Raw genomic sequence first — 13,094 nt, 5'->3', positions numbered from 1 at the left:
ATAAATAAACGATAATAGTATTCGGCATCTCGAACCGGCAAGCAATAACCGAAAGCGATTACCAGCTGCCTAAAGCCTATTGCCTACAGCTTAAAGCCAATAGCTGACCGCCGAAAGCCGCCCGCCTTTTCTACTTCCCGCCTTTGCCGTAGCTTTAAGCCGGTTTCCGGAAACGGAACATCTCATTCTTCATGGCAAAACTCAAAACGTCCTACTTCTGTCAGAACTGCGGGTACCAGGCTCCCAAATGGCTGGGCCGTTGCCCGAGCTGCGGAGAGTGGAATACCTTCGTCGAGGAGGTAGTGCAGAAAAGCGAACCGGAACGCGGCCGGTGGAAACCCGCCGGTCCGGCGACATCCCCGCGGCCGCGCGCGATTTCCGAAATCAAGTACCAAGACCAGCCCCGCCTGCTGACCCCCGATGCCGAACTCAACCGGGTATTGGGAGGAGGTATCGTTCCGGGTTCTCTCGTGCTGATCGGCGGGGAGCCGGGGATCGGTAAATCGACCCTGATGCTTCAGATCGCCCTGAGTTTACCGGGTACGCGGGTCCTGTATGTGTCTGGCGAGGAGTCGGACCAGCAGATCAAAATGCGTGCAGAACGACTGGGTGATACCTCTTCGGATTGTTTCATTCTCACCGAAACATCTACGCAAACAATTTTCAAACAGATTGAACTGTTTGAACCGGATATGCTGGTCATCGATTCCATTCAGACCCTTCAATCCGGCCATATCGAATCCGGCGCCGGGAGCGTGTCCCAGGTACGCGAATGTACGGCAGAACTGATGAAATTCGCGAAGGAGTCCGGTACGCCGGTCTTCATGATCGGGCATATTACGAAGGACGGCAGTCTCGCTGGCCCGAAAGTTTTGGAGCATATGGTGGATACCGTCCTGCAGTTCGAAGGCGATCGGCATATGACGTACCGGATTCTGCGGACGACAAAAAACCGCTTCGGCAGTACCTCCGAACTCGGTATTTACGAAATGAATGGTACCGGTCTGCGCCAGGTGAGCAACCCGTCCGAAATTCTGATTTCGCAGCGGGATGAATCCCTGAGCGGTATTACCATCGGCGCGACGCTGGAGGGGAACAGGCCGCTTTTGATTGAAATACAGTCACTTGTATCGATTGCAACGTATGGTACCCCTCAGCGGAGCAGTACGGGGTTCGACGCCAAGCGCCTCAATATGCTGCTGGCCGTACTCGAAAAGCGGGGAGGCTTCCGGCTCGGTGCGCAGGACGTATTTCTGAACATCGCGGGAGGGTTGAAAGTGGAAGACCCGGCGATTGACCTGGCGGTCTGCGCCTCAATCGTCTCTTCCTACGAGGATATTCCCGTGCCGGATTCAGTCTGTTTTGCGGCGGAAGTGGGGTTGGGAGGGGAAATCCGCGCCGTCAACCGGATCGAAAACCGGATAGCAGAAGCCGAGAAACTGGGTTTCAGGGAAATCTGGATTTCCCGGTACAACGGAAAAGGTCTGGATACGAGCCAGTTTGGTATCACCGTCCGGACCGCGTCGAAACTCGATGAAGTATTTGCGTCACTCATGCGCTGATGAAACCTCTGCTGATACTCTGTCTGCTGATTGCTGCCACAGCATCCGGGCAAGTGCGCGAAACCGTACCCGATACGGTTAAACTCAAACTGAAAACGAAGGTAGTTGTCCGGGAAGCGGTTCCGGGCGACAGCCTTACCATTCGCCGGAGGGTCGTCTACCGGGATAGCCTGCCTGATACGACACGGGTCTACCGTATGCCGCCGGCGATTCCGGATTCGCTCCGGATTCTGAAACCGAATCCGAAAGCACATCGCGACGAGGCCGCGCAGGCGAACCTCGAGCGCGAAGACTGGACAGGGAAAGTCCGGATGTTGCGGGAAGACGTGGAGAAGGAGCAAAGTATGCTCCGGAACGCGGGGAAAAAGTCCGCTACGCTGGAAACCTATCACCGGCAGCTGACAGACCTGGAGGAGCGGTTTCGCCGGGCAGGTACCCGGTCTGAATGGCAACAGATTAGCCGCTCCGCTGCGCCGCTTTTGTCAAAAATTAGTGCGTATTTAGCAGCAGGACGACGCTGAAAGGGAGCTCTTTCGCCCGATCCTGTTGTTTTTCCACTTAACCCTTTCACCGGCCTTTGGTCTAAAAAAACCGGTTTTCTGATTAGAGAACACTACTTTTAACCAGCGAAAAGCCTTTTACAAACTAATCTTAACCATGAACACACTTCGTTTTTGGGCTTCCTCGGTAGCCTTGGTCGTGACTCTCAGCGCTCAGGCTCAGACTGTCGACGAAATCATTGACAAGCATATTGCTGCCCGCGGCGGAGCCGACAAGCTTAAGAATATTAAGACCCTGGTTGTAGAAAACTCGATGAGCATGCAGGGCATGGATATTCCGATGAAACAAATCATTGTCTCCGGTCGCGGTATGCGCATGGAAATCTCCGTCATGGGGAACGACATGATCACGGCAGTAGACGGTGACAAAGGCTGGATGATCCGCCCCGCGATGATGGGCGGTACCGGCGAGCCTGAAGACCTGCCGGCTGACCAGATCAAGTCTTCCAAGCGCCAGATGGACCCTGCCGGCCCCCTGTTTAACTACAAGGAAAAAGGCAGCACCGTAGCGCTCGTCGGAAAGGAAAAACTGGACAAGAAAGATGTCTATCACCTGAAAATCACCACAGAAGGAAACGCTATCGATTACTTCATCGACGCGGATACCTACCTGTTGTCGAAGCAGGTTGCCAACGTCAACATGAATGGCCAGGAAACTTCCCAGGAAATGGCGTTCTCGGACTACAAGCCGGTTGACGGCATCCAGTTTGCCCATACCATGGAAACATCCGCTCCGATGGGCGGAGGCAGCATGGTCATCACCATCAATAAAGTGGTTGTAAACGGCCCCGTTGACGACAAGCTCTTCACGAAACCTGCGAAGTAAGCCGTCGTAAGGCAATAGTATCAAAGGACTTTCACGCCGGTGAGAGTCCTTTTTTTGCGCCATTGAGTAACCGGTTATACTATTTCCGTTGAAATCGAGTTTTCTTCGGGCAAACCTTCCCGAACATGAAACACTTTCGTCTGGCCCTTTTACTCGGCAGCTTCTGGCCGGCGTGTACTGACGCCCAGAATTTTGCCGGACTCGCCGCCAGCCGGTATGCAGGTATCCACCAGGTCTATTCCAACCCGGCGCTGATTGCCGGCTCCCCGTACAGGGTGCAGCTGAACCTGCTTGCCGGAAATGCCAACATCTATAATAATTATGCCGATTGGGCCGGTCCATACCGGCTCAGCCGCCTCGTTTTCGGGGGAGTACCGGATAAATACCTCAATTCCGACGGTGGTCCTGCCTTTGAGCCGGAATACTTCCGCGAAAACCTCAACGGAAAATCCAAAAACATTACCGGCTGGGCGGAAGTACGCGGTCCGGGAGCGCTGTTTGACCTGGGGCAGGGAAACAGCCTGGCTATCACGACTCGGATGCGGGCCGCTGTACAGGGTTTTGGCCTGTCCGAGAACCTCCTTTCACTGATCCGGCAGGGGTTTGACCTGGCGGCGTTGTGGAACGTAACCAACGTCGACAATGCGTTTACGGTAAACGGTAATGCCTACGGAGAAATCGCGCTGACCTACGCCGGTACCCTGAGCCGGCAGGGGCCTCACGTCTGGAAGGCGGGTTTTACAATCAAGAAGCTTGTCGGGTTTTATTCAGCGCATATCCGGAACAGAGGACTCAGCTACCGTGTCGTCGAAGATCCCGACCGCCCCGGTCGCGGCTTGTTTGTGCTGGACAAAATGGACCTGGATTTCGGCTATACCGATCAGGAAGCAACCCGTGGCGGGCTGAATCTCCGGAAATTCCTCGGCAGCAAGATGCCGGGATCGGGCTGGGGAGCGGATCTGGGTATTTCGTATGAATACCAGCCCGAAGAAGACGGCGATTATACCCTGCGGTTGTCGGCGTCTGTCCTGGATCTCGGAGCGGTCCGGTACGAGGACAAGGAACAGATCCGCGGGTACAACGTTCAGCGGGAAAACCGGACCATCCGGCAGGAGGAGTTTGACGGAATCACCGGAAGCGATGAACTGGTCCGGTTTATTGAAGCGAAAATGGAACTGCAACCCTCTGAAGCGAAAACGCGCTTCACGAGCGGCCTGCCGACTGCCCTGAATCTTCAGGCAGACATCCGGATGGGGGATATGTTTTACCTTGGCGCGACGTACATCCGGGACCTGAGGGCGGCGAACGCCATCTCCATGCGTCAGCCGACGATGCTGACCGTCACGCCCCGGTGGGAGTTTGGAAAAGGCCTGGAGATTGCATTGCCGGTCCACTGGATTTTTCAGACGCTGTCTCCCGGCGTAGCCGTTCGGCTAGGGCCGGCGTTTGCGGGGACGGATAACCTGATCGGCCTGTTCGGCTCCGGGAGCCGGATCGCGCCGAAGGGCATGGACCTGTATGCCGGCCTGACTTTGCCGCTGGGGAAGCCCGCATCACGGAAATAGATTTTTTTGATTCCTGCCGCCGGTTTCCCGAAAATATGTAGATTTCGGCCGGGGAAAATCTACCCACTGTTTTATCATTAAAACCTCACTGTCGTTATGGCAAGCACTGTTTCAGTCAAAGAACTTAAAGGTGTTTCGGATGAAATTGCCGAAAAATTGAAAGCCAAAGGCATCTCCAACAACCTGGATTACCTGGAAGCATCGAAGACTCCGGCCGACCGGAAGTCGCTCGCATCGGATCTGGGTATCGAACTGGATCTGGTACTGGAAATTGCCAATCGCGCGGATCTTTCCCGCCTCCACGGTATTGCCGGGGTGTATTCGGACCTCCTCGAAAACGCAGGCGTAGACACCGTGAAGGAACTTGCCAGAAGAAATGCTGAGAATCTCTTCGCGAAGCTCGCGGAAGTGAATACCGCTCTGCAATTGACTACCCGTCCGATTTCGCAGGAGCTTGTATCCGATATCATTGAACAGGCCAAGTCTCTCCCGGCGACTCTGGAGTACTGATTTTCCGCCAAAACGGACTGAAAGCCCTGCTCCGGCGGGGCTTTTTGACTTTTTTCCCAACCTGACCTGACGTTTTGCCGTTGTATTCCGATACAGGGAGTACCATAACCAGTCAGTATACAATGAAAACAGGAATAGTTTTTTCCGGCGGTGCCGTGCGCGGGTTTGCCCACCTGGGGGTGATGAAAGCGCTGAACGAGATGGGTATCTATGCCGACGCGGTATCAGGCGTCAGCGCCGGAGCGATTGTCGGGGCCTTTATTGCGGCCAAAGTAGATCCCGAGGATGCCTATGACCGGATCGAACAAAGTAATTACAAGAGCTACCTCAAGCTGGCATTCAGCCGGTTGGGTTTTCTCAAGCTCGACAGGGTCGACGATCTCCTGCAGCAGCACCTGCCGCAGACGTTTGAAGACCTGGCGTTGCCGCTGACCGTCAATGCGACGGACATTCGGACGGGAGACGAGGTATTCTTCGCTTCCGGCCCGCTGACCCGCCCGATTCTGGCGTCATGCTGCCTGCCCGGTATCTTTGAGCCTGTGTGGCACGACGGACGTCAGCTGATCGACGGGGGAGTTGTCAATCACATGCCATACGAGCCCCTGGAAGCCCTGCAATGCGATGTACTCATTGGTTGCCACTGCAATCCGGTCGGCGCTTCCGATGCCCCGGCGACATCCATGAAGTCGGTCCTGATGCGAAGTCTGTACCTGGCAACAGCCAGAGCCAGCCGCAGCAAGATCGCCCGTTTTAACTGCTTCCTGGAACCGCCTGAGCTGGAAAACTACAATGTATTTGACCTGAAGAAATCCCGGGAAATCTTCCGCATCGGGTACGAACATACCCGAAAACAGGCGGGGGAACTGGAGAAGATGATGGAGCTGGTATTGGCGGCGAGGTAAATAAGAAGTAGCGATTCAGTTTCGGAGCTCTTTCCGGTTGTACGGAATCGACTTTGAAATAAAAAATCCAGACATATAACCCATAAACCGGTACGTTCGTCACAGGACCGTCAGAAATTAAACGACAGCGATAAATTTGACTTGAGCCGTGCAAATAAGCAGGGTCTAATCTCTTGTTTCAGGTCAACCTTTACCGCAATGAACAAACAATTACTACGCCAATGTTGGCTTCCTGCCTTTCTTTTGATTCTCTTTTTTTCGAGTGAATCAAAATCAAATACGCCAGGATTGAAAGTATTCTGCAAAGAAAAAAATGGTATAAACTATAGTATAGATCCGCGGATTGAGCTTTGGAATGTGATTATGCTCGTTGCCGGGAATCCGGAAATCAATCACGTCGATCTTAACTATAAACTGGAGATCGTAAACAGGTTTGGGAAATACAACCACCATCCGGTAATTCAGTTCATCAGGAAGTATGGGCCACAGGGCAAACTATTTACCTCGATTGATGCGCCTGTATGGTATATGCTCTCCGTAACCCCGGATTTGAATTGGCGCCGGGATATGTCCAATCCTTATGAAAAGGAGCCGCTAATGGACTCTCTCCGTCTTTTAGTGAGAAAATTTTCGCTGGAAACAGGTTTCTCCCATTTTTTCAACGAAAACGCAGACTTTTACGACCGCTCACTTTCTGATTTGCTGTTTAATAGGGAAGGTGATGAGAAGCAGCGATTACTCCGCTACTACGGCGAAAAGAATAGCAAAACACTGAAGTTCAATGTAATCTTGAATTTTCTGGGATTTGGAAATTTCGGCCCTCGCTTGGAGACAGCAGAAGGAAGGGAGCTGTATGCGATCATTGCGCCTACAGGCAGCTATGCCAATCTGCCGACATTTAGCCTGGCTGAACTCGACGGACTAATCTGGCACGAATTCGGACACGCGTTTGCCAATCAGCTGATTGAAGAAAACATGACTGCGTTCAATCGCTGCATTCAGCTATGGAATCCGGTCAGGTCTCAAATGGCCTCACAGGCCTACCACGAATGGAAAGTCATTCTTTGGGAATACCTTGTTAATGCAGTAATGTGCAGACTGGCGGCCGAAAGGAGCGGAGAAAATTATGCGGAACTAACCTATGAAAGAAATTTGCTGGGCAATGACTGGATCTACCTGCCACCTCTGTTAAGCGCCCTCAGGGAATACGAATCCAAACGAATGGAATACCCGACGCTCCGGTCATTTATGCCCGTTATTGTCCGTTCATTCCAGCAAATCACACCTGAACAGATAGCGTTTCTTCAACAAAAAAGGGATAATATGCGGCGACCTGACGTTGCGAATCTGCCGTCTCTAGGGGATATCTATGGAAAAAAGAATGTACTGTTTATCGTTTCTTCAAAAGAGGAAAATGCTCCCGCACATAGCAGTCTGATTCAAAAAGTAAAAGAACATCAGAAGCATTTTTTCCCTTCTGCCGCCTTCGTTACAGATACAGTTGCAACAGGTATGGATTTGTCACGATATCACTTATTTGTTATCGGTACCCTCCAGGGAAACAGGTTGCTGCAACAAGTAATTACGCAGCTTCCGGTGGTTGTCAAGCAGACAGAACTGGTAGTCGGAAAGAAATACTCAGGCGACGGGTACGTGTTTATGTCCGGATGGATTAACCCATTCAATACGCAAAATACAATGGTAATCTATGCCGCTCAGGATCCGGAGTATCTGATAAACTTTGCACAAATTCCCCGGGGCGGCACTCATTTCCACTTGGCAAAGGGTGTTATTACCCTCAAAGCTGGCAACTATATCAGGAGAAATTCCGTCTGGATGTGCCCTTAGTATAAGCAGGAACATACCGCAGACGCAACGCAAACAGATAAAAGACAAAACACCTCCGGAAAGAACGTTGCTTCCGGAGGTGTTTTGTCTTTTTACCTGAATCAGTTACCAGACGTTTTCAAGGTCTTTAGCCGTATACAGGTGGTTTCGTGTGGCAAAGGCCGACTCGCCGGGCTCCCGCTTCAAGGCGAGCGGATTCTTCTTGCCCATCCGGTACAGGAGGGCAATCGGAAACAACACCACAAAGAAGATCAGGGAGAGCAGAATGCGTCCGTTGATCATCCCGAGTACTTCTGCCAGCTTGAACCATCCCTTGACGAGGAGATCGCCGAGGAACGGAATCGCCAGACTGATCAGGCCGACGGCCGTCGCCGCATACAGCAGGTAAACCGACTTGAACACGAAATACATTACCAGTAGCCCTGTGACAATCACCAACTGGGCTTTTACTTTTTCTTCAGCAGCCATGCGACTAGAACAGCGTGTAGATGAAAGGCGCTACAGCTGAGCCGCCGCCAATGACAATGAGAATACCAATGAGGAGGAGAACGATGATAACGGGGGCAAGCCACCATTTCTTCCGTTCTTTCATAAAGGCGAACAAGTCTGTAAGAAAATCCATGTTGTTGCAAGATTAATGGTTCGTTTTTTTCATTTCCTGAGCCAGACGGTCGGCGATGGCGGCGTTGACGCTGGCACTGGCGTGGCCGTCATTTTTGCCCACTACCCGCTCTTTGTCGGGGATTGACCGGATTCCTTCCGTGACGTCTACGACGTGAACGCCTTTCTGCTGAAGCCAGTCGGCCACGGGCTTCGTATACCCGTTGCTTTTCTCCAGGTGAAAGAGGAAAGGAATAAAGACGGTATACATACGTGCACCGGTACTGTCACGGTAGGCGACGATGTCTGAAAGGTCATTCAGGTGCGCATTCAGGACATCCGGCGTGGTATAGGACTTCTTTACGAAATCCTCAAAAGTATTGAACGACGTATGCGGCAACTGCCAGTATATAAAATTCGGCAGGTAAAAATGCTTCACGAGGGTCGTCAGCGGGCCGTGGAGGTCGGCATAGGGCTCAGCGCCGACGAGCGGTACGTTTTTCTCCCGGCCTACCCGTTCAATGTCATTCGGAAAGTACTGAAGGACAATGACATCGGGTTTTACCGGAAACGCCCGGAGGCGCTTCGCTTCGTCACGGGTATCCGAACCTGAAACGCCGAGGTTGTAAACGATATACCCGGGGCCAAGTTGCTTTTCAAGCCGGTCGGAAAAACGTTCATCGACTGATTTCAGCCCATGACCGGCTGAGAACGAGTCGCCGATGACTAAAACCGTCTTTTTCGTTGTATCAGACGAAATTTCTTTATCCCGGTATCCCAATTGATTAATGGGTTTCCAGTACTTGTACCACCAGATCTGGGAAGCTTTGGAAAGAACCCCCTCATGGCTTTGCGGCACGTACATGAAAACGATTTCCAGCAGAATAAGCACCAGAACGAGGGGAATCGCCAGCGTCACGACATTGGCCAGCAGGCCCTTCGCCTTCGACTTGACGACGCCGTAATAGAAAACCCGGAGAATCTCGAGGCTGACCAGCAGCCAGAAAAACGTCTTGGTTATCCGGATCGCCAGGTTGTCGGCCTGCGGCGCGCCGGGGTAGGAGAACGACACGTGAAACCGTTCCGGATAGAACAGAAACACGAATACAACTCCCAGTAAAATAAAACGGACGAGGCTCGTCACCAGTTTTGACATCATTGCTGTGTGGGTTTGCCGCCTCAGTCGAGTACGAATTCTTCCTTCCAGTTATCTTTTTCCATCCATTCGGGCTGTTTCTTTTTGTCGAACAGGAAATTACCGACCACGAGGTAGTCCATTTCCGTCCGCATAAAGCAGCGGTAGGCGTCGTTCGGGGTACAGACAATCGGCTCACCCCGTACGTTGAAACTGGTATTGACGATGACGCCGTACCCGGTCAGATTCCGGAACGAATGGATTAACTCCCAATACCGGGGGTTTGTTTCCTTGTGAACCGTCTGAATCCGGGCCGAGTAGTCAATGTGCGTAATGGAAGGCAGGTCAGACCGCTGGAAATACAGCTTTTCCCGGAGATCCAGGTCGTTGTAGTTGGCAGGTACCGGCATCCGGCGACTCTCTGCTACCGGATGTACCAGCAGCATGTAGGGGGAGATACCGTCGTAATCGAAGTAATCCGCGCAGTTTTCCGCCAGTACCGAGGGGGCAAACGGACGGAATGATTCCCGGTATTTGATCTTCAGGTTCAGTTTCTTCTGCATTTCAGCGTTCCGTGGATCGCCGAGAATACTGCGGCCGCCGAGGGCGCGGGGGCCGAATTCCATGCGTCCCTGTACCCATCCGACGACGTTCCCTTCCGCCAGCAGGCGCGCTGATTCATCGCACAGGCTCTTCAGGTCATCGAAATGCGTGTAAACGCCTTTGTATTTCTTCGCCATCAGTTCCACTTCCAGATCGGAAAATGTGGGGCCGAGGTAAGAGCCTTTCATCGAGTCGGCGAGTGTCGTGGCCTTGCGTTCCTTGCCCGCAAAAATATGGTAGGCAGCCAGAGCCGCGCCGAGTGCCCCGCCGGCGTCACCGGCAGCGGGCTGGATGAAGATATCTTTGAAAATACCTGCTTTTTGCAGTTTTCCGTTGGCTACACAGTTGAGCGCGACACCCCCGGCCATGCAGAGGTAGTCTGCGCCGGTCAGTTTTTTTGCCTCGCGGGCCATGCGGATGACGGCTTCCTCCGTCACCTGCTGAATCGCGAGCCCGAGGTTGCAGTGAACAGCTTCCAGCGGATCTTCCGGCCTGCGGGTTTTGAACCCGAACAGAGCCTCCCATTTGGCTTCATTCACCATCTTCAGGCCGGTGGCGTAATCAAAATACTCCTGATTGAGCCATACGGAGCCGTCTTCCTTGAGGTCGACAAGTTCTTTCAGGATGATTTCCTCGTACCGTTTGATGTCCGGGGAGTCCGGGTTTCCATACGGCGCCAGTCCCATCAGCTTGTATTCGCCGGAGTTTACCCGGAAGCCGAGGAAATACGTAAAGGCAGAATACAGGAGACCAAGCGAGTGGGGGAAGCGAAGTTCTTTGAGAATACTGATATCCTTTCCTTCTCCCAGGCATATCGAAGCAGTGGCCCATTCGCCTACGCCGTCGACCGTCAGAATGGCGGCTTTGTCAAACCGCGACGGGTAGTAGGCGCTGGCGGCGTGTGACAGGTGGTGTTCGGGGAAGAGCATCTTCACCGCTTTCTTCTTGTCGTAGCCCAGCTTGACCAGCTCTTCGTTGATCAGGCGCTTGAGGAACATTTTCTCCTTGATCCAGACGGGCATGGCCGTAATGAACGACCGGATACCCTTCGGAGCGAAGGCGTAGTAAGTATCAAGAAGGCGCTCAAACTTCAGCAGGGGTTTATCGTAGAAAACGATAGCGTCCAGGTCATTGATCCCGATTCCGCCATATTCCAGGCAGAATTTGACGGCGTTGGCCGGAAATCCGGGATCATGTTTTTTGCGGGTGAAGCGTTCTTCCTGGGCAGCGGCAACGATCTCACCGGAATCGATAAGAGCGGCAGCCGAGTCATGATAAAATGCAGAAATGCCTAATATTTTCACGTACGTATGGGAAACTATCCGCGTTGAAAGTGACGAATTCCCTCCATGGGAAGACAGACAGCCGGGTCATGATACAGCAGCGGTTTTCGCTGACTGTGGAAACAAAAAATACAGGTTGGCCCGTAAGGTCAACCAATACTGCATAGATCCGGAACGGTGGTGGGAGGATCCGAAGACCCTTAAAAGCAGGACAAATAAAAAGGAAAGGTCCCGGAAATTCAATCCGGGACCTTTCCTTTTTTATTAATCGGCTGTACCGATTTTATTAATTACTGGTACTAATAGCCTTGATTTTGCACCAGTAATTTGTTTACGTCAATCTCCCGTTGCGGAATCGGCAGGATCAAGTTCGGGGCGTTGTAGGCAACCGAACTGCTGATATTCCGCTTGGTCCGGCGAAGATCGTGGAGAAGCTCGCCTTCAAACATCAGTTCCAGTTTCCGCTCCTTGAGGATGGCGGTCCGGTCGGCCGTTTTCAGCGGCGCCAGCCCGGCACGTTCCCGGATCAGGTTGACATCGTTCAGCGGCGTATCGCCTACCTGCGTACCGGCCAGGAGGTTGCCCTCTGCACGGGTCAGGTACATTTCAGCCAGACGGACCTGCGTCACGTTCGAGAACTGGTCGATGTATTTCTGGGTGTAAACCTGACCATTGCTTCCCTGGTAGAAGAAGTCACCGCGGATGTCTCCCTGCTCGTACTGAGCCAGGTGCTTGGATTGAACGCGGATATCGCCGCGACCGCCGTAATCACTGGCGCCATAGTACGTCAGGAGATCATTCGTTCCGTCCTGGATCGTAATGAGGGAAGAGAAGATGGCTTCGCGGCTCGGTACGCCCTTGCGGTTGACGTAATCGTTGAACACATTTCCGAATTCGATTTCCAGAGCATAACGACCTGACTGAATCACGCGATCGGCAGCATCGCGGGCTTTCGCGTATTCGCCCTGCGCCAGGTATACCCGGGAGAGAATCGCTGCGGCTCCTTCTGCCGTGACACCGTCGGTCGTCAGCTTACCATTTTTCAGATCGGTTTCCGCTTTCGTCAAATCAGCGATAACCTGCGTATACACCTGGGCAACGGTGTTTCTGGGAATCGAATACTCCGACGTAATCGGCGCTTTGGTCGACTTCAATACCAGCGGCACACCCGGGTTAACGGTATTGTCCCCGTCTCCCCACGTCCGGGCAAACAGGCGAACCAGATTGAAGTAGATCGTCCCGCGCAGGAAGAGAGCCTCTCCCTCGGCAGCGGCGCGTTCGGCATCCGTATCCAGTTTCGACAGGTTTTCCAGTACGTTATTGACGCGGTTGATCGTGCTGTAGGCCGAAGTCCAGGTATCCCGAACCTGCGTATTGTTGGCAAGCATCGCCTTCTGGTAGTACTGCAGCAGGGTTGCGAAGGTACCGTTGAACCGGATTTCGCCGTCGTCAGCGAGCAGGTCCGGTGTGTACTGAATCGCGCCGCTGGCGAAGTTGTTGCTGCCAAAGCCGTCGTAGCAGCCTACCAGCGCGCCTTTCACGTCGCTGGCAGTCTGAAGGGCCTTGTCTTCCGGTACAGACTGCACCGGATCCACATTGAGCTGGTTTCCGCACCCCCAGAGGGTCACTCCGGCGACGAGGGAAACAGCGACTTGGCGAATGAAATATTGTTTCATAAGAGAATGTCTTTCAGTTAAATG

The 13,094-nt window shown here is 53.0% G+C and carries 12 protein-coding genes; 7 read left to right on the top strand and 5 right to left on the bottom strand.

Annotated elements, in window-relative coordinates; genetic code table 11:
* Window positions 1-191: 191 nt before the first annotated feature.
* The 7 genes from radA (at window position 192) to BLR09_RS06020 (ending at window position 7,773) form a co-directional block, all read left to right on the top strand.
* Complete coding sequence (gene radA / locus BLR09_RS06050) at window positions 192-1,562, top strand: DNA repair protein RadA (protein ID WP_093199089.1); 1,371 nt, start codon at window positions 192-194, stop codon at window positions 1,560-1,562.
* Window positions 1,562-2,083 (top strand): hypothetical protein, encoded by a 522-nt coding sequence (locus BLR09_RS06045; RefSeq protein WP_093199087.1) that lies wholly within the window; start codon window positions 1,562-1,564, stop codon window positions 2,081-2,083. Before radA ends, BLR09_RS06045 begins: the two co-directional genes overlap by 1 nt.
* A 136-nt stretch (window positions 2,084-2,219) precedes the next feature.
* Window positions 2,220-2,948 (top strand): outer membrane lipoprotein-sorting protein, encoded by a 729-nt coding sequence (locus tag BLR09_RS06040; RefSeq protein WP_093199084.1) that lies wholly within the window; start codon window positions 2,220-2,222, stop codon window positions 2,946-2,948.
* Window positions 2,949-3,073: 125 nt separating this feature from the next.
* Entirely contained in the window at window positions 3,074-4,513 is a 1,440-nt protein-coding gene (locus tag BLR09_RS06035; protein ID WP_093199081.1) for a DUF5723 family protein, read from the top strand.
* Window positions 4,514-4,609: 96 nt separating this feature from the next.
* Window positions 4,610-5,023 (top strand): DUF4332 domain-containing protein, encoded by a 414-nt coding sequence (locus BLR09_RS06030; protein ID WP_093199079.1) that lies wholly within the window; start codon window positions 4,610-4,612, stop codon window positions 5,021-5,023.
* A gap of 122 nt (window positions 5,024-5,145) precedes the next feature.
* A complete protein-coding gene (locus BLR09_RS06025; protein WP_093199076.1) occupies window positions 5,146-5,925 on the top strand; it encodes a patatin-like phospholipase family protein in 780 nt (259 codons plus the stop codon).
* 198 nt (window positions 5,926-6,123) lie between these two features.
* Window positions 6,124-7,773 (top strand): DUF4932 domain-containing protein, encoded by a 1,650-nt coding sequence (locus BLR09_RS06020; RefSeq protein ID WP_093199073.1) that lies wholly within the window; start codon window positions 6,124-6,126, stop codon window positions 7,771-7,773.
* 105 nt (window positions 7,774-7,878) lie between these two features.
* On the opposite strand, the gene BLR09_RS06015 is transcribed toward BLR09_RS06020, so the two are convergent.
* The 5 genes from BLR09_RS06015 to BLR09_RS06000 all read right to left on the bottom strand — a co-directional run bounded on the left by BLR09_RS06015 (window position 7,879) and on the right by BLR09_RS06000 (window position 13,070).
* A complete protein-coding gene (locus tag BLR09_RS06015) occupies window positions 7,879-8,241 on the bottom strand; it encodes an SxtJ family membrane protein (RefSeq protein WP_093199071.1) in 363 nt (120 codons plus the stop codon).
* 4 nt (window positions 8,242-8,245) lie between these two features.
* Window positions 8,246-8,395 carry a DUF5989 family protein gene (locus BLR09_RS25465; RefSeq protein ID WP_171036524.1) on the bottom strand — a complete coding sequence of 50 codons (150 nt, stop codon included), beginning with the start codon at window positions 8,393-8,395 and terminating at the stop codon, window positions 8,246-8,248.
* 12 nt (window positions 8,396-8,407) lie between these two features.
* Window positions 8,408-9,532: an SGNH/GDSL hydrolase family protein gene (locus BLR09_RS06010; RefSeq protein WP_093199068.1), complete on the bottom strand. Its 1,125-nt coding sequence runs from the start codon at window positions 9,530-9,532 to the stop codon at window positions 8,408-8,410.
* 20 nt (window positions 9,533-9,552) lie between these two features.
* Complete coding sequence (locus tag BLR09_RS06005; RefSeq protein ID WP_093199066.1) at window positions 9,553-11,415, bottom strand: carbamoyltransferase family protein; 1,863 nt, start codon at window positions 11,413-11,415, stop codon at window positions 9,553-9,555.
* Between the two features lie 278 nt (window positions 11,416-11,693).
* Window positions 11,694-13,070, bottom strand: coding sequence for a RagB/SusD family nutrient uptake outer membrane protein (locus tag BLR09_RS06000; RefSeq protein WP_093199063.1), 1,377 nt, complete (start codon window positions 13,068-13,070; stop codon window positions 11,694-11,696).
* Window positions 13,071-13,094 lie beyond the last annotated feature (24 nt).

It is taken from the genome of Siphonobacter aquaeclarae (genome assembly GCF_900103285.1).
GTDB lineage: Bacteria > Bacteroidota > Bacteroidia > Cytophagales > Spirosomataceae > Siphonobacter > Siphonobacter aquaeclarae.
The sequence above is the reverse complement of the archived record's forward strand: the minus strand, read 5'-3'. Positions and strand labels throughout refer to the sequence as shown.